Source organism: Pedobacter frigiditerrae, assembly GCF_004331645.1.
GTDB lineage: Bacteria > Bacteroidota > Bacteroidia > Sphingobacteriales > Sphingobacteriaceae > Pedobacter > Pedobacter frigiditerrae.
Genome location: NZ_SJSK01000004.1, coordinates 69,509 through 87,445, shown reverse-complemented (window position 1 = coordinate 87,445; position 17,937 = coordinate 69,509). Strand labels below are relative to the sequence as shown.

At 35.1% G+C, this 17,937-nt stretch carries 17 protein-coding genes; 11 read left to right on the top strand and 6 right to left on the bottom strand.

Features of this window, described 5'->3' with window-relative positions; all coding sequences use genetic code 11:
• Positions 1–86: 86 nt before the first annotated feature.
• Complete coding sequence (locus EZ428_RS15505) at positions 87–629, bottom strand: hypothetical protein (RefSeq protein WP_131554102.1); 543 nt, start codon at positions 627–629, stop codon at positions 87–89.
• 1,005 nt (positions 630–1,634) lie between these two features.
• On the opposite strand from EZ428_RS15505, the gene EZ428_RS15500 reads away from it, so the two are divergent.
• From EZ428_RS15500 to EZ428_RS15490, 3 genes are all read left to right on the top strand, one after another.
• On the top strand, positions 1,635–1,835 hold the full coding sequence (locus EZ428_RS15500) for a hypothetical protein (protein WP_131554101.1): 201 nt from the start codon (positions 1,635–1,637) through the stop codon (positions 1,833–1,835).
• Positions 1,836–1,926: 91 nt separating this feature from the next.
• Entirely contained in the window at positions 1,927–2,367 is a 441-nt protein-coding gene (locus EZ428_RS15495) for a hypothetical protein (protein WP_131554100.1), read from the top strand.
• Between the two features lie 180 nt (positions 2,368–2,547).
• A complete protein-coding gene (locus tag EZ428_RS15490; RefSeq protein ID WP_131554099.1) occupies positions 2,548–3,675 on the top strand; it encodes a hypothetical protein in 1,128 nt (375 codons plus the stop codon).
• A gap of 50 nt (positions 3,676–3,725) precedes the next feature.
• Here the strand turns inward: EZ428_RS15490 and EZ428_RS15485 are convergent, their stop codons facing one another.
• On the bottom strand, positions 3,726–4,328 hold the full coding sequence (locus EZ428_RS15485; RefSeq protein ID WP_131554098.1) for a hypothetical protein: 603 nt from the start codon (positions 4,326–4,328) through the stop codon (positions 3,726–3,728).
• Between the two features lie 259 nt (positions 4,329–4,587).
• On the opposite strand from EZ428_RS15485, the gene EZ428_RS15480 reads away from it, so the two are divergent.
• The 6 genes from EZ428_RS15480 (at position 4,588) to EZ428_RS15455 (ending at position 10,268) form a co-directional block, all read left to right on the top strand.
• Positions 4,588–4,836, top strand: coding sequence for a type B 50S ribosomal protein L31 (locus tag EZ428_RS15480; RefSeq protein ID WP_131554097.1), 249 nt, complete (start codon positions 4,588–4,590; stop codon positions 4,834–4,836).
• Positions 4,837–4,906: 70 nt separating this feature from the next.
• Positions 4,907–6,079, top strand: a complete 1,173-nt coding sequence (locus EZ428_RS15475; RefSeq protein ID WP_131554096.1) for a putative sugar nucleotidyl transferase — start codon at positions 4,907–4,909, stop codon at positions 6,077–6,079.
• Positions 6,080–6,499: 420 nt separating this feature from the next.
• Positions 6,500–7,261, top strand: a complete 762-nt coding sequence (gene tpiA / locus EZ428_RS15470) for a triose-phosphate isomerase (protein WP_131554095.1) — start codon at positions 6,500–6,502, stop codon at positions 7,259–7,261.
• 291 nt (positions 7,262–7,552) lie between these two features.
• Positions 7,553–8,392 (top strand): 50S ribosomal protein L11 methyltransferase, encoded by an 840-nt coding sequence (prmA, locus tag EZ428_RS15465; protein WP_131554094.1) that lies wholly within the window; start codon positions 7,553–7,555, stop codon positions 8,390–8,392.
• A gap of 142 nt (positions 8,393–8,534) precedes the next feature.
• Positions 8,535–9,890, top strand: coding sequence for a UDP-N-acetylmuramate--L-alanine ligase (locus EZ428_RS15460; RefSeq protein ID WP_131554093.1), 1,356 nt, complete (start codon positions 8,535–8,537; stop codon positions 9,888–9,890).
• A 21-nt stretch (positions 9,891–9,911) separates the two neighbouring features.
• Positions 9,912–10,268 (top strand): helix-turn-helix domain-containing protein, encoded by a 357-nt coding sequence (locus EZ428_RS15455; RefSeq protein ID WP_131554092.1) that lies wholly within the window; start codon positions 9,912–9,914, stop codon positions 10,266–10,268.
• Here the strand turns inward: EZ428_RS15455 and EZ428_RS15450 are convergent.
• From EZ428_RS15450 to EZ428_RS15435, 4 genes are all read right to left on the bottom strand, one after another.
• Positions 10,265–11,383, bottom strand: coding sequence for a GNAT family N-acetyltransferase (locus tag EZ428_RS15450; protein WP_131554091.1), 1,119 nt, complete (start codon positions 11,381–11,383; stop codon positions 10,265–10,267). The genes EZ428_RS15455 and EZ428_RS15450 overlap by 4 nt on opposite strands.
• A 71-nt stretch (positions 11,384–11,454) precedes the next feature.
• Positions 11,455–11,667 carry a hypothetical protein gene (locus tag EZ428_RS15445; RefSeq protein WP_131554090.1) on the bottom strand — a complete coding sequence of 71 codons (213 nt, stop codon included), beginning with the start codon at positions 11,665–11,667 and terminating at the stop codon, positions 11,455–11,457.
• A 516-nt stretch (positions 11,668–12,183) separates the two neighbouring features.
• A complete protein-coding gene (locus tag EZ428_RS15440) occupies positions 12,184–15,117 on the bottom strand; it encodes a sensor histidine kinase (protein ID WP_131554089.1) in 2,934 nt (977 codons plus the stop codon).
• A complete protein-coding gene (locus tag EZ428_RS15435; protein WP_225871077.1) occupies positions 15,107–15,910 on the bottom strand; it encodes a LytR/AlgR family response regulator transcription factor in 804 nt (267 codons plus the stop codon). The genes EZ428_RS15440 and EZ428_RS15435 overlap by 11 nt, the downstream gene beginning before the upstream one ends.
• Positions 15,911–16,029: 119 nt before the next feature.
• Here EZ428_RS15435 and EZ428_RS15430 point away from each other — a divergent pair, with 119 nt between their 5' ends.
• Together EZ428_RS15430 and EZ428_RS15425 are read left to right on the top strand one after the other, a co-directional pair.
• Positions 16,030–16,749 carry a ferritin-like domain-containing protein gene (locus tag EZ428_RS15430; RefSeq protein ID WP_131554088.1) on the top strand — a complete coding sequence of 240 codons (720 nt, stop codon included), beginning with the start codon at positions 16,030–16,032 and terminating at the stop codon, positions 16,747–16,749.
• An 18-nt stretch (positions 16,750–16,767) separates the two neighbouring features.
• Positions 16,768–17,628 (top strand): ferritin-like domain-containing protein, encoded by an 861-nt coding sequence (locus EZ428_RS15425; protein WP_131554087.1) that lies wholly within the window; start codon positions 16,768–16,770, stop codon positions 17,626–17,628.
• Positions 17,629–17,937: the final 309 nt, after the last annotated feature.

Below are 17,937 nucleotides of genomic sequence, written 5' to 3'. Positions count from 1 at the left end.
TGAAAGATGGGAAGTAAAAATAAGGATGATGGAATGACATAAAAAACATAACCCCTGAGCTATTCTTCAGGAGTTATGTTTCGGTTTTAGATGACTACTGTTTTAGAAGTGGTGTTGCCAGGCATATCTGTTGCCTCTGCAACGATTTTTGTGCCAGCTAAATTACCATTTGCTAAGGTTGTCTCGTAAAGCCAGTCTACGCTGTTTGCAGCCAAAATAGCCAAACCACTTTCAATTAAGGTGTCACTTGCATCGTAAATGGAGATTTTTACTGCCATGACTCTAAAATTGTCGATGACTCTTGCCCTAATTTTGTCACCAATTTGCCCTAAGTAGTTGTCGGTATCAATTAACCTGATTTCTGGCGCCTTGCAAAAATCTGCTAGTGCCAAGTTGTAGGCTGATGTGCCAGGCTTGGCAAACTTTTGGTAAAATGCCAACAAATCTGGGTCGCCGACGATACCTCTTGCGTAAATTACCGCCTCCTTGAATTTGTACTTTACCTCTTCCTGTTTATTGGTATAAACTGGATTTTTTACTTTTCTCTTTAATCTAGAGATTACCGTTTGGTTACTCCCAAAGTTTTTAAATACCACTAGGTTACCCACTCGTCCACGAGCGCCAAACATTACTTCATTGTTTTCAGACTTAGCTATGTTTTCTAATTTTTAAATTGTTAAATAATTAATTTATTTACATCTGTTTTTTGTACCGGTAGCTGATGTATGGTGTAAAGGTGAGGCTTGTAAAAATGATGGAATTCGTTTTTTGGCGCTTTTAGCGTATTTACACGCATTTTTACGTTTCTAGCGTATTTGATGTTGCTGCGTTATTCTTTTCTTGAACTATGCTGTCCCCCTCTGGAGAGTTTACTCCGATCAATCGGAGGGGTAAGGGGGAGGTTTTGTATATAAAACTTACCCAACGCAAAGGCTTGCCTCGGCTCTTGACAGCCGAAGGGGTCAAGTCCTTTTGGCTTGAACCAAAAGGACCAAAAGTTCAAGGCTGTGAATGCCATGTCGGAATAATACGTCAATTGTTTTGAGCCGCAAGCTGAGCCGTTCAGCTGAAAAAGCCTCACTTCTCCACCTTGCTGATATTAAGCTAGAGAGAGGTTAACTCTTTAAACAATTAACTATTCTTCCTTCCCTTGCATTCAAGGCCGTCCTCGTACTTAGGAAAGTTAGTCGTGTTATGAAGGGTTGCAAACTCCCAAATCCCTCAGCTCTCATACCGTCATATCGAACGGAGCGCAGCGAGGAGATATCTATGAGTTAATAGCCGCTTTTACCGTCGGTATAGGCTCGGTATACCGTCGATTCACCGTCGAAACTGGCTTTACGACGGTGAACCGACATCCAATTGACGGTGAAGCGACGGTGAAATGATGGTTTTTTTTGAAATTGTTGAGTTGTTAAGGGGTTAATTTGTTGAGTTGTGAACCGACAAGGCCTAACGAAAACCCTAACTCGTTGCCAATTTCGTAATGCGCTAAGAAGCGCTATTATGAAATTCGTAATTGGGCTTCTTCGACGATTTTCAATCTGCTAAAAATGCACTGTTGTGCGCTAAATGCTTGATATGTAATTAACTTTGTGTTGTTATACCTAACATTTACCAAATGAGAAACAACAATGGAGACTTTAAAAAGATTGATATTTTACACTGCCGACTTAAAGGCAATAACTGGCAAGGGGGATAGAACCTGCCAAAACATCATGGCGCAAATGCGTGATTTTTTTGAATTGAAAAAATGGCAACAACCTACGGTTTACCAAGCCAGTGACTTTTTGGGCATACCAATAGAACAGTTGGTGAGTTTTATTAAGGTTTGATATTGACAACAATAATTGAATTTACGGTTAACCGTAATTAATAAGGTTATTTAAACGATACATTGCATGCGATTTATCAAACTAAATTATTATGAAAAGATTCTCTTTATTACCTCTCCTTATTCTATTAATCTTATCAGGATGTACAACCAATTATTATCTAGTAGTTTCGGATAGTGAAATACCTGTCTACTCAACAGCAAACAGCAATGATGAAATTTTTAAAATTTCTGCTGAAAAGCCATTTGTAGTAAAAGGAAACAAAGAAAAAAGGCTAACTACGTTTGGTGTTTATTCGGGTTATTCTACCTATAAATCTTCATGGAGACTATTAGCAAAACTTAATAAAAAACAAGCTGATGGATTAACCTTCACTAATGAAAAAGGTTATGCTTATAACACAAATTCAAAAGCCAATTATAGCGGAACAAAAAGTACTTATAGTGGAGGCACAGTTCAAGTAAAAGGCTATACTAGAAAAGATGGCACCTATGTTAGACCTCATACAAGGTCTGCACCTAGGCGAAATTAACCAAGCTGTTTTCTGCTACCTAAAAATTACGGCGATATAAGGTATTCGCTATCAAATGTTCGTAACGTTTACATTTTAGGTTTAATGGATTATTCCAATTAGCTTTAGCTAATCTAAATACTCTCAATGAAATATGTAATAATATATTAATTATTTCTATTTCAAATTTTAACCATAATTATGCTAAAAGAAGATTTTTTTGAAAATGAAGAATTCAGTGACGAGGAGAAAGCAAATGCTGCATTTCAAATAGTAACTGGAATGAGAGATGTTCTAAATGTAGCGCTGAAAAGTAATTATGTACCCACATATCAGAAAGCAATTGCATATATTAAGGATATATCACCTGCAATTTACGATACTATAATAGATTACTTACCAGAGAAAGTTGAAAGTGATCTTGTTAAGAGATTTAAGGAATCTGCTGATGCAGAAATAGAATTTAAAGAAAGTGAAAATTATGATAGCATTTTAAGTTCCACAGCTATCTCAATGATACAACAAGAGATTGATAAATGTGATGCAACCATTCAAAAGAATTCCAAATCCTCAAAGGATGTTAAAGCTAATAGGGGTTATAAAAAACAATTATTAAGTGCATTGAAAAGCTTTGATGTGCGTAAGATGAATGAACATGAATTATTAAGTCATGATTTTTATATAGCTAATAGAAAAGAGTTCAAGTTAATTGATGAAGAAGTAGATAGAAAAGATTACAGATTGCCTGATGGGAAAATTTTAAGGCTTTATCTTGCGCATCCAAATAAAATCGAACAAGTTTTGGGTGTTGATGTAATTTATGAATGCTATGATTTAAGATTGAATATGGTAAGGTTTGCTCATTTGCAATACAAAACCTGGAAAACATTGAGTCTTTCTTTTGATGAAAGAGAAAAAAGACAGTTGGAAAGGATGTATACCAATACTTGTGCATGTAATCATTGCGAGGTTCCAAGTGCATTTGCCTCGGCAAGCCCTTATCGTTTTCCATATTGTGCAGCTTTTTTAAGACCTACCAATAAAATTATGCCTAAGGGTTCTAAAATGATGACAATGGGAGACCATATACCTCTTTGCAAAATAAATGAGCTTAGAGCATCAACTGAGCAGATTCTAAAACACTCAATTCAAGAGATATCTTTAACTCAGCAAGGATTTGAAGAAGCTTTTAATAAATTCCATGTTGGTAGTAGGTGGATGCCAATAGGTGATTTAGAAGAATACTATCGCAAAAGAAATTTGACTGATTTGTCTGGTAATGTGAGAATCATTGCCCAAGAAATAGCATTTAATGAAGTTGAATTCTAAATTTAAAATAATAATAGATAGGTTTTGAAGATAAACCTCAAAATAAATGTTTATTCATTATTAAATTTCCCTAGATATTTAGCTTTCTCTTGCGTGATGGATCTTGGTGTAACAAAGCAGTTTTGTTCATATTCGTTATCATAAATATCTACAAAATGTAAAGTAAATTTGCCATTTTTAGCTAACGGCAATAAATCCTTTCCATCAATTGGTACCCTTATGGTCATATTAAAATTGATAACTGATTTTTCGACAAGCATTAAGCCATTATCAAAACCTCTTGCATTTATTTGAAATGAATTATTTTGATAATAAATAATTTCGAAGAAACCGCAGGAATTTTTATCCAACACCATATTGAAGTAGTAATCAGCCCGATCTTTTGGTTCTCCAATCATAATCTCTCCTGAGCGAGGAGTACTGAATACGAAATAAGGTAGGTTTCTTAATCTAATGTCTGTTCGATTATCTTCTTTAATAAGCTCCTGTTCCTTTGTTAACTTCTCTTGTTCCTTGGTAGTTCGTTGTTGTTCCCTAAAAGTTCTAATTAAAAAAAATGTTCCAAATATTCCAATTGCAATACCAGCAATTGAAGTAACAGCAGTAACAACATCTGCCCAGTTTGGACCACTATCTAATAAATTTATATCCATTTTTAAAGATAGAATTATTTATATCCTTTCTTTGCTTTAACAGCCCACTTTTAATTAAATCAAAAGTCTATCGAGCTCATAAATGCAAGTGTCTCAAAAAAATCCAAATACCATTTGTATTTAAAAATAAAAATAATGATATTTGCATCCTCTAAAATAGAGATAGAAAAGACAATCAGAAACGTCATAAGCATTGTTGCCAGCAAATTGCAATTAGGTTCTTGAACGTTTCAACATAAATAACTTAAATAATATTCAAATGAAAAAAGATTTGCATCCATCAAACTACAGATTTGTAGTATTTAAAGATATGTCTAACGAGTATCAGTTTTTAACTAAATCTTGTGTTGACACTAAAGAAACTATCAAATGGGAAGATGGAAATGAGTATCCATTGTATAAATTAGAGATTTCTCATACTTCTCACCCTTTTTACACTGGTAAAATGAAATTGGTTGATACAGCAGGTCGTATCGATAAATTCAAAACTCGTTACGCTAAGAAATAATTTCAAGCGAAAGCAGAAAAAAATCGAAAGTCCCGTGCATTGCTCGGGACTTTTTTTATTTTTGTTGCTTATGGCAATCAATCTATTTGATGATAAGTCTTGGCGCTCGCTCAGACCACTTACTTTCACCAGGCCTGTGGCCGATTTACGCGTCGGGATTTTAACCATTGCCGAAAAATGGGCGAAACACTTAAATGCTGATTTCGGCTTTCAAACTCAAGATTACCTTTCTTCAAAATTCACGGCAAAACAAGCTGATTTATTTATCAATGGTGCTGTTTGCCCTAACGAAGCTTTAATTGACACTGTGTTAGGCTTAAAGCCTGGTCAAGGTTTGTACGCTGGAAACTTATGCTTAGCCATTAAATTGGAACAACCTACTGTTGAATTAAATGTTGAGTCGGTTGTTGTTGAGACGTTGAGTTTTGATTATCCTTTTACACATATCCAATTCCCTGAAGACATTTTCAGGTCTAATGATTTAGAGATAAGGGAAGATTTTAAATTGCTAACCAAAGACAAAACATCAGCTACGCTAAGTAGTACCAATGTTTTTTTAGGAGATAACATTTTTGTAGAAGAAGGAGCAACGGCCGAGTGTTCTACCTTCAATAGTTTACAGGGTCCAATTTATTTAGGGAAAAACAGCCAGGTTTGGGAAGGATGTTTCATTAGGGGTTCTTTTGCACTTTGCGAAGGGTCTTCTGTTAAAATGGGAGCTAAAATCTATCCTCAAACTACCATTGGCCCATTTAGTAGGGTTGGTGGCGAAATTAATAATGCTGTAATTTGGGGTTATTCTTCTAAAGGCCATGAGGGTTATTTGGGTAATTCGGTTATGGGTCAATGGTGTAACATTGGCGCTGATACCAATAATTCTAATTTAAAGAACAATTATGCTGAGGTAAAATTGTGGGACTATGAGCAAGAAAGTTTCCGTAAAACAGGTTTGCAATTCTGTGGTTTAATCATGGCCGACCATGCTAAATGTGGTATCAACACCATGTTTAACACAGGAACAGTTGCTGGTGTTAGTGCCAATGTATTTGGTGCTGGTTTCCCTCGTAATTTTATTCCAGATTTTGCTTGGGGTGGCGCACACGGTTTCGAGGTATATACGTTAAATAAAATGTTAGAGACCGCTAAATTGGTTTACAATAGAAGAGGAATGGAGTTGGATGATGTGGAGATAGCTATAATAACTGAGGTTTTTGAGCGGACGAAAGCTTTGAGGCATTTTTAAGGTGGGGAGTAGAGTAAGTGGTTAACTGTAGAAACTGGTTAATTGGTTAACTGTCTAGGTGTAGGTGCAACGAAAGACGACCAACGGTCAACGAACAACGATTATAGTGGAGGTTAACTGTAGAAACTGGTTAATTGGTTAACTGTCTAGGTGGGAAGTTGGTTAGAGGTTAGGGTTTAGAGGTTTAGGTCGAACAGCGGAATACGAAACTCAGCCGTCATATCGAACGCAGCGCCTGCCTACCGCAGGCAGGCAGCGAGGAGATATCTGCATGTTGAGCTAAACTAATAGATTATCTTCTATCCTTGAGATGAAGAAATTAATTTAAAGAGAAATAATAAAATATAAATTTCAGCTTAGAGATCCTTTCCCGAAGAAGTCGGGACAAGCTATGATACTCAGGATGACAAACTTAAAAATATGAGAAAGAAAATTGTTGCTGGTAACTGGAAAATGAACTTGGAATATAGCGAAGGCATATCCTTATTTTCGGAAATTGTAAATATGGTTAGGGATGAGAAAAAGGGCGACCAAACGGTTGTGATTTGCTCACCTTTTATTCATTTAAACAGTTTAGCACAGTTAGGAAATGGCGTGGTTAAAATTGGTGCGCAAAACTGTCACCAGAACGAAAGTGGCGCTTATACTGGGGAGATCTCTGCTAAGATGATCAAATCTACAGGTAGTGAATACGTATTGGTTGGCCACTCAGAACGCAGACAATATTTTGCAGAATCTGATGAATTATTGGCATCTAAAACCGTGATCGCTTTACAGCACAATTTAGTGCCTATCTTTTGCATTGGAGAAACCTTAGATGAAAGAAACAATGGTAGTTATTACCACGTTTTAGAAACTCAATTAGAAAATGGAGTATTCGGATTAAGTGCTGAAGATTTTGGTAAAGTGATTTTAGCTTATGAGCCAGTATGGGCAATTGGTACAGGTTTAACAGCTTCACCAGAGCAAGCACAAGACATACACGCTTTCATTAGGGCTAAAATTGATGCAAAATACGGAATGAGTGTTGCTGATGATACCACGATTTTATATGGTGGAAGTTGTAACCCTAAAAATGCAGCTGAATTATTTGCTCAACATGATATTGATGGTGGCTTAATTGGTGGTGCTTCTTTAAAATCTCGTGATTTTGTAGACATCGTTAAAACTTTCAATTCTTAGTCTGTCTAAATTTTATTAAAATATAATTTAACCACATAGGCACATGGTTTTTATGCAAATTCCAATCTGACAAAGATGCCCAAGGGAATTGCAATAGGTACATAAAGGCTATGTTTTAGAAGATTTATCTTCCTGTCATAAACTTCAAATATCCTATGTGTCTATGTGGTTTTATTTTTAGACAGTCTCGAGAGAACGTAAATTGTCATCCTGAGCGAAGTTGAAAGATTAATATTTACGGCCTGGTTAGTGGAGGCACGAATCAAGGTAATTTAAAATTTAAATAGTTTAATGGAATACAAAAAAGTAACCTTCAGTTTTACTGATGTTGAGGAATATCAAAAAGATATTTTGATTGCTGAGCTTGGCGATATCGGTTTTGATACCTTCGAAGATACCGAAACTGGTTTTGATGCTTTTATCATAGCTAATCAGTTTAATGAAGAGGAGTTAAAGTCTATTTTAGCTAGCTATGGTGATGAATTAGTACATGAGTATGTAGTAAGTTCAATCGCTCCAGAAAACTGGAATGAAGAGTGGGAAAAGAACTTTACACCGCTGATCATTAATGATGATTGTTATGTAAGGGCAACCTTTCACGAACATCAGCCTCAATACAAATATGAGATCGTGATAGATCCGAAAATGGCTTTTGGTACTGGTCACCATCAAACTACTACAATGATGATGCTTTACATCTTAGAAGCCGATGTGCAGGATAAAGTAATCTTGGATATGGGGGCGGGTACAGGTATATTGGGTATTTTAGCATCAAAAAGAGGAGCGAAGGATATTGTTGCCATTGATAATGATGAGGTATGTTATAGCAGTGCGATTGAAAACGCTAACCTAAATGAGATTGACAACTTGACATCGCTTTGCGGTAGTAAGGATGTAATTCCTCAACAAGAATTTGATATCATTTTGGCAAACATCAATAGAAACATTTTATTAGATCAGATAGAAAGCTACGCTGCGGTGTTAAGGCAAGGCGGATCCATCTATTTTAGCGGTTTTTATGAAACACCAGATCTAGGTATGATTAAAGATCACTGCGCTAAATTTGGATTAAACTACATAGACCATAAAAAGATTGGCGATTGGGTAGCGGCGAAGTTTGTGAAAAGTTGAGATGTGGAGTAGTTAAGGCGTTTAGGATGATCAACGTCTTTCGTCCACCGTCTTTCGTTTTTCGTCCACTGTCAAACGCTCAACGAACAACGCCAAACGAACAACGCTCAACGAACAACGCCCAACGAAAAAAGAAAAACGAATGAAAAGAATACATTTTATCGCCATTGGCGGAAGTGCGATGCACAACCTGGCCATTGCTTTACATAAAAAAGGTTTTAAGGTTACAGGTTCTGATGATGTGATTTTTGAGCCATCTAGTACCAGGTTAGCTAATTATGGCTTGTTACCTGCCGAGTTTGGTTGGTTTGAAGAAAACATAACGCCAGACCTTGATGCTGTTATATTAGGAATGCATGCTCGTTTAGATAACCCTGAGTTATTGAAGGTGCAAGCAATGGGCATAAAGATTTATTCTTACCCTGAATATATTTACGAGCAATCTAAAGATAAATTAAGGGTAGTGATAGGTGGCAGCCATGGTAAAACCACCATTACTTCTATGATTTTGCACGTGCTTAATTATTATAAAAGAGACTTCGATTATTTAGTTGGGGCACAGTTGGCAGGTTTTGAAACCATGGTAAAGGTTACTGATGCTGCTCCTGTAATTATTATAGAAGGAGATGAGTATTTGGCATCGCCAATTGATAGGAGACCAAAGTTTCATTTGTACCAAGCTAACATAGCAGTAATTAGTGGCATTGCTTGGGACCATATTAACGTGTTCCCAACGTTTGAGGATTATATTTCCCAGTTCACTCAATTTATTGACACGATATTACCCAAGGGCAAATTAATCTATTGTGAAAATGATTTAGAATTAAGAAAGATTGTTGTTAATTCAAAAGCAAATCTAGACAAGATTCCTTACTCGATTCCGGCACATAGATTAATTGATGGTGTAACATATCTCTTGCCTCAAAACACCCCATTGCAAGTCTTCGGCGATCATAATCTAATGAACCTAAATGCAGCAAGATTGGTATGTGAACAGCTAGGTATAGATGAGGAAGATTTTAATACAGCTATTTCTTCTTTTACTGGTGCTGCCAAACGTTTGGAGCTTTTAAATGCTACTCAGTATAGCAGTGTTTACAAGGATTTTGCACACTCGCCATCTAAGTTAACAGCTACCATTAGTGCAGTAAAAGCACAATTTACCAATAGAAAGCTAGTAGCTTGTATGGAACTGCATACCTTTAGTAGCTTAAACAAAGAATTTTTGCAACAATATAAAGATACGATGCACGATGCAGACCTTGCCCTCGTTTATATTGATGAAAAAACATTTAAACATAAAAAGATGGAGCCATTAAATGAGCAAGATGTTCAAACATCTTTTAATGACAAAAACATCATCTTTTTTAGCGAGGCAGAAGCACTGGAAAATTATTTAAGGAGCTTAGATTTTTCTAATACAAACCTTTTATTAATGAGCTCTGGTAATTTTGGGGGTATAGATTTGGTTAAATTGGCATTAGAGTTGAATGTTTAGTATAAATCAAATAACTAAACAATGGGCATCGTTGGTAAAAACAGCAGTATTGGTAAGAATATAAGGCAGCTTCGTCAAAAAAAAGGCTGGAGCCAGGGAGAAGCAGCAAAATGCTTAAAAATTTCCATTCCAGCATTTTCGAAGATAGAAAGTGGCATTACTGATATTAATATCTCTAGGTTAAATCAAATTGCAAATCTTTTTGAGGTTTCTATATTCGATATCATAGCAAAAGAAGGGATTAGTGTTAATCCTGGTAGTGCTACTGAGGTCAGGGTGCTAAAAGAAAGGCTAGCTGACCAAGAAGATGAGATTATCAAACTTCAAAAAAAGGTAATAGATCTATACGAGGAAATAAGGAGTAATAACCCTAGTTAAAAAGTTTTTCGCATGGTTAGGTGTCGCTTACCAAAAGTGGCACCCGTTGCTTCATGTATAGCTATCATCTTTTCATTAAAATCGCCTACCCAAGATAGCTCTAGCTCCACATATTGGTTTTTAGGTAAAACATATTCTCCTAGTTTAATAAATAGGGCAGACTCTAATCCAAGCTTTTGGAATTTAGTTTTTGTTCCCATCACAATAGCACGCATTCGTTTTACGCCAATCCAACGTTTGTAAGCAAACTTTAACTTTTCTATTAGGCCTAGTTTACCATTAAGTCCTCTTATCATTTGATTGGCATCTGGAATGATGACTACGAAAGCTGCAGGTTCTCCATTGGCATAGGCAAACCAGATTAGGTTTTCGTCCATGATTACTTCCATTTGCTTGAAACTCTCTGTTAAAGTTTCTTTTTTAATGGGAACAAAGTTTTCGAAATCTTGCCAGCCATCATTATAGATCTCCATTAAATCATTAATGTACTTTTCGGCATTTGCTTTTTTGAAATGCTCAAAACTATAATCTGGTTTAGCAGCCACCCAGTTGGCTATTTTGGTAAATCTGGCAGGAAAAGGAATGGTAAGGTTAATGTGATTGGTTAATTGCTCATAAGCCGTTATAAAACCATAGTCTACAAAAAACTGATGGTAATAAGGCAAATGGTAATTCATTCCATAAGAAGGTGGCGTAAAGCCTTCTACCAGTAAGCCCCAGAAGGTATCGTTCTCTCCAAAGTTAATTGGGCCTTCCATTGCTTTCATACCTTTTTCTTGCAACCAGTTTTTAGCAGTATCGAAAAGTAAAAAAGCAGCTTCTTTGTTATTTATACATTCGAAAAAGCCCATTCCGCCAGTAGGTACTTCATAATTATGCGCTTTTTTCTCATTAATAAAAGCAGCAACTCTACCTATGGTTTTGTTGTTATTGTCTTTTAATATCCACCTTGTGCATTGCCCATGTTTAAAAAAAGGATTACTATTTACATCAAATACCTTTTCGATATCATTATCTAATGGACGGATCCAACTTTTATCGTTTTGGTAGATTGACTCTACAACATTTAAAAACTCTTGCTTACTTTTTTTATCCTTAACTGGTACAATCTTCATGCTATGGTAGCTAATTAAAATAAAAAGCACCCTATAAGGATGCTTTTACTGATCATATTTTATATTTCAGACTAATATCTATCGTCGTCATCGTCATCATCGTCATCGAAACTATCGAATGTGCTGATATCATCTATTGGCACATCGAATTCTTCATCAACTTCAACATCATCATCCAGATCCTCTGTTTCTAGTATGTCGTCGTCTTCATCCTCATCATCCTCTTTACTAGAAAGGGGTTTGTTAATAATGTCTTTACCGGTTGGTTTTTTTGGCGCTTTCATAAAACAAAAATTAATAGTAAGAAAGTATTAATGGTACTCTAAATTACAAAAATCTTTTAATAGAAAGAAGCCTGTTTTTTTAGAATTAATATTTAAATCAAAATTATAATAAAAAGATTTTTTCTGAAACTTTTTTTTAATTTTTTCTTTGACTGAAATGCAGGTAGTTAGCGTTAAACGATGTTATTGGATTAAATGAAATGAAAACAAATCAAAGCTTTCTATATAATCTTTTAATTAAAATGTAAAAATACTGAACTATTTAAAGACTGAGAAAATGCGTTAAAACAAAAAAGCGTCTCAATTTAATTGGGACGCTTTTAACACACAAATGAAACCTGAATTGAGATATAGTTTTAGGTTAGGTTAAAAAATATCTTTTGTCAATCCTATAAGAACGTTTTTTGAACAAACAATTTCTGTTTGTTTAATATCTTATAACAAGTTTAATGCTAATTGCCTAATGATTTAAGATTATTGAGTAAGTGGTATGAATAATTGAGTAAACGGTAAAAATTAACTTAATGGGACTAAAATAGTGATGGTAGTACCACTATTTCCGTTCTGTTCTATAAACAGTTGTATTGGTTTTGCTTCAATTTTGTTCAATAAATTAATTCTTTCTTGCGTTAAATTCATTCCCTTGCTTTGGTGAGCCGAGTTTTTAGCTAATAACGAATTTTTGATTCCAACGCCGTTATCAATGATTTTAATCCATAAATAATCTTCATCTTTTTGATCAATGTTGATTTGAACTTCGCCACCTTCTTCTTTTGGCATGATACCATGCCAAATGGCATTTTCTATATAGGGTTGCAATAACATTGAGGGGATTTGAGTTTCTTCCTTGTCAATCTGCCCATCAACATTAATGCTATAAATGAATTTTTCCCCGAAACGATATTTCTCTAGACTCAGGTAAAGATTCAAATATTCAATTTCCTCTTCCAGGTTAATGTAACTCTTGGTACAGATTTCTAGGTTTTTTCTAATCAGTTTTGCGAAACCCGTTAATACCTTATTTGCAGATGAGGTGTTTTGTGTATTGATGTAATGCTGGATAGAATTCATCACATTAAACACAAAATGAGGATTCATCATGGCCTGCAATGCCTGTTGCTCTAACATCAGGATTTTATTTTTGAGCAGTAATTGTTCTTGCTCCTTGTTTTTTTGCCTTTTGGTAATACGAACGGTAATGATGTATAATAAATAAGCACCAATAACCATCACGATGATTAAAAACCACCAGGTTTGCCAAAAGTGTTTTTCTATAACAAAATTGATCTTGGTTGGAGTGCTCCACTGGCTATCTTGGCTTTTGGCCGAAACTTCAAAACAATACTCGCCTGGCTCTAATGACGAGAGCTCTAATCGCCTATTTCTAGTTTCCGACCAGTTTTCATCGTCCTTTAACCGATAACGGTAAATGATTTTTTTATTCTTGAAATCAATTGCACTATAATTAAAAGTGATGTTTCGCTCTTCTGGCTTTAGCGTAAAACTTGAATAACTTAAATCTAAAAGCTCCTTGTTAACACTTACGGATGATATATAAGTGTTTGGTGCTTTTGTTTGCTGTGACTTCTGACTGTGCGCAAAATAAACTAATCCATTATTGGTTGCAAAATAAGCAGTATCAGTATCTATAAAAATATCATTTAAATCGTCGGATAATAACTCATTCGCATAATCAAAAGAGCTAATGATAAACTGGTTTTGATTTACTGCTATGCGATTGACACCTGTATTGCTAATTGCCCATAAGAAATCATGCTGCACAAAAAGTCGGTTAATGATGTTATTGTTTAAGCCGTCTTTTTGTTTAAGCTGTTTAATGATTTTGCCATTCTGCATAAAAACAATGCCATAGCCATCTGTTGCTAATGCAATGATGTTATTGTCTAATTGTTTAATGTCATTTATCCTTTTGGTTAATAAGCTATTCTTTTGATAATATTTCTTTAAAAGACCTTTGCCAAATTCTGTTAAACCATTTGTATTGGAGAACCATAAGTTTTGGAAATGATCATAATAAACGCGGTAGGAACGATCTTTAAAGTAATCTTTGTTTTCTACATAATTTAAGGAAGAAAATGCGAATTTTTTAAATCTATCGTTAATGATTACCACACCAGATGATAAGGAAAGAGCAAGTCTCGAACCTGTATCGATACTAAAATTTTTAACTACAAAAACAGAATTATTGGTTTCTTTAAGGTAGCTAATGCCAGTTGAAGATGGATTATTAGTTGAAAGATAGCCCAAACCATAATCTGATGAAAAGAACATGGTTTGGTTCTTTTTATCGAATGTTAGTTGTTTGACAAGATTGTATTTTTTTTGATCACGGAGGTTTATTTTTTGAACAGCTTTGGTGTGAGGGTTTAAGATATTGATACCATTTCCAATGCCCATCCATATTTTTCCATTCCCATCTTTGGTAACACTTTTAATTACATCATTACTTAAGCCATTTATTTTATTTAAAATGTACAATCGCTCCTTAGCTTCTGGCAAACGATAAATTCCATTTTTTGTAGTAAACCAAATATTTCTATCCTGGTCTTTTATAACTTGGTTAACATCTATATCCTTTAACAATTGATTTACTTTTCCATCAAAATCAATTGCATATACACCACTATTGTTGCTTAACCAAATAGATTCTTTATCAACATATAAATAACCTGGACTATTAGTCAATAACTCTGGATTGATATTCAAGATTAGCTCTGTTTCACTTCCATTTTTAATATTTAAGCCTGTATTGTCTAAAAAATAAACAGTTCTGTCTTTTCTTGTTAAGGTTTTGTAGGATAGTGGTAGTAGTTTATCCTCCACTAAAACGAAGTTACTTTTGATGTATAAAAAGGTTGCCGTTGTACTATAGGCCCAAATGTTTCCTTGTTTATCTTCATTGATAAAGGCATTTGCATATTGTTTTTCGGTATTAGGCGAACTGTATTTGATTAACGATTTTCCATCCCATACACCAATAATGTTTTTGTTGGTGCCAAACCAAATGCGGCCCTTACTATCTTCTAGAAATGAAACAATAACTGCATTGAAATTTAATTGTTTAAGTTGTTTATCGTTATCTGGATTATAGATTTTTCCATTGTAGTAATAGCTAAGCTGTCCGTTTAAGGATAAAAACCAGATTCTTCCTTTACTATCTTCCCTTAATTGTAAAACCTGATTGTCTGGCAAACCATCATCAACAGAGAAATTCTCAAAAACGGCACCATCAAACCTACTTACGCCAGCATCGGTGGCAACCCAAATAAAACCTTTTTTGTCTTGTAAGGTGTAATAACAATTATTACTTGGTAAGCCATTTTTGGTTGTATAATGTGGAAGGTATGCAGTTTGAGCATTACTTTTTAATACCGAAACAAAAATGAATGCCGATAAACAAAAAAATAGGTATGGAAATTTAATTCTCACTTTGAAAATCGGTGTAGTTCTTTATTTTATCAAAAAAATCACTAGCTCTTCTTCGAGAAACGTTTATGGCATCGCCATTGTTTAATATTACTTGTAAGCCATTTTTAGAATTGTACTCCTTTATATATTTGAGATTTACAATACTCGATTTATGAATCCTTACAAACCTATTCTCTGGTAGGATCTCTTCATAATCCTTCAATACTTTAGAAACGGCAATCTTTTCTAAATTAGTTAAATGAAAAACAGAGTAATTACTATCTGCTTCAATGTGTATAATATCATCAATATCTACCAATCTATAACCTTGGCCACTTGGTAAGGTTATCTTTTTAATAGCGGTTCTATCCGTTAAATCTGCAGCTAAATTTTTTAAGCTTTCATTTCTGTTGTTACCCGCTTTACTCAGGTTTATGTACTTTTCTGCCTTTACAACAGCTTCCTTTAAATCGTCAATGTCAATAGGTTTTAATAAATAATCTAAGGCATTTGCTTTAATTGCTTTTAGGGCATATTGGTCGTAAGCTGTAGTAAAAATCACAGTGGCATTGCTAATTTGTGCCTGTGGTATCAATTCAAAACCATTTTCGCCAGGCATGGCAATGTCTAAAAAGATTAAATCTATTTGATGTGCAGTTAAAAGTGTACGGGCTTCTGCTACAGATTTTGCAATGCCTAGTATGTTTACTTGATCACAATTTTCTTGTAATAAAAAATAAAGAGAAGAGCGGGCAAATTCTTCGTCGTCTACAATAATGGCATTTAACACAGCTGTCGTTTTTATTTGGCTCAATTTATCAAAAAATGGAGGTATTAAGAAATATTTATTCTATCGCAAAAACCGAATTAAAATATTTACCGTAAGTGTATGCATAAGACCTTTAAACGAACCTTAAATCAAAAATCATTCTTATGGAAAATTTAAACGAAAAAGAACAAGATGTAATGCTTAAAGAAAGCAGCATTTTGGACGCTAAACTAGAGCGCCGCTCTTTCTTGCAATTTGCAGGGGCAGGAGCAGCCATTGTTGCTTTAACTGCAGCAGGTTGTAGAAAAGACAGACCTATTGTTACAAGTGGTGTAACACTGGATTTTAAAGACGATTTTGGTGTGTTAAATTATGCTTATGCTTTAGAGCAATTGGAAGCTGCATTTTACATTCAGGTAGCATCTGCACCACCATCAGCTTTTACAACTGTTCAGAAAAATTATTTTCAAGATGTTCAATTTCACGAAATTGCGCATAGAGAATTCTTTAAGAAAGCATTGGGAACTGCCGCAATTGGTAGTTTATCGGTAGATTTTTCGAGTATAGATTTTACAAGTGCCACAAGCGTGTTAGCTGCGGCTCAAGCGTTTGAAGATTTAGGTGTTGCTGCCTATAATGGAGCAGGCGTTAGGTTAAAAGATACAGGTTATTTAGTAATTGCCGGACAGATTGTTTCTGTAGAAGCTCGCCATGCTGCTTGGGTTAGAGATCAGATCTCTAATGGAACTTTTGCTGATCTAGCTAGTCTTTCTGCACTTGGTGCAGATAATGCCAATGGATTAGACGGTCAATTAACTCCAGATAAAGTTTTGGCGATAGCTGGCAAGTATGTTAAAACCAAAATCAATGTTATCAACCTTTAACCTTAAAAATCAGAAATCATGAATATTGTAAATATATTAGAAGAAATAGAAAAAGTTGATGGCGAAATCTATGAAAGATTAAGTCCACGAAGAGCGGCAATGAAAGACTTTTTTAATGTTGGAAAGAAAATCTCTTTGGCCGCATTACCATTAGCCTTAGGCTCAATGTTTCAAAAAGCTTACGGACAAACTAATCCGGCTAATGTTAATGAAGTTTTAAACTTTGCTTTAACTTTAGAATACTTAGAATACCATTTTTACAACCACGCTTTAACAAATTCTACCATCTCTTTTCCAACTACGGCTTCAAATGCTGCAATTACCACCATTCGTAACCATGAGTTGGCACACGTAAACTTATTAAAAGGTGCTCTAGGTGCTGCAGCTGTTACCCCTTTTGTAGATGCCGACTTTGATTTTACTGGAGCCGCTACTTTCGGGACTGCTTTCGCAGATGTTTTTAGCAATTACCAAACGTTCTTAAAGGTAGCGACTGCTTTTGAAGACACAGGTGTTAGAGCATATAAAGGGCAAGCTCCTGTGTTAAAAGGAATGCCGGTTTTAACCACAGCTTTGCAAATTCACTCTGTTGAGGCTCGCCATGCATCGCACTTACGCCAAATGACCGCGGCATCTTTAGGGGTTGCCTTAAAACCTTGGATTTCTTACTCGGCCAATGGTAATGATACAGGTATATCACAAGTAAATGCTGTTTATGCAGGCGAACAAAATACAATGATTGCTGGAATAGAAATTACTGGAATTAATGGAACTGCGGTAACACAAACTCATGCAGCAGAATGCTTTGATGAGTTTTTAACTGGTTCTGCAGTAAAAACCATTGCAAACATTTTCATCAAAACAAGAAAATTATCGTAGTTTTAATTGGTTTATCTAAGTGGGGAAGAAGATGTAAGTTTTCTTCCCTTTTTTTTGCAAGAAAATTTAAATTTTTCGCTTCTATAGAAGGCTACCTGTGGTGTAGACACAAAATAGAAGGGCGTTAAAATGTACGTCATACCCAACTCGTTCCGATAGCTATCGGAAGGGTATCTTAATGCGATCGAAAGGCTAATTGAATAACTTTTTGCTTTACGATTAGCTGCGCTGAGCCCTTTGGGGGTTCCCGCTTTTGTGGGAATAATGCAATTCGGATATGCTTGTGCCACAATATGTTATAGCTATCTG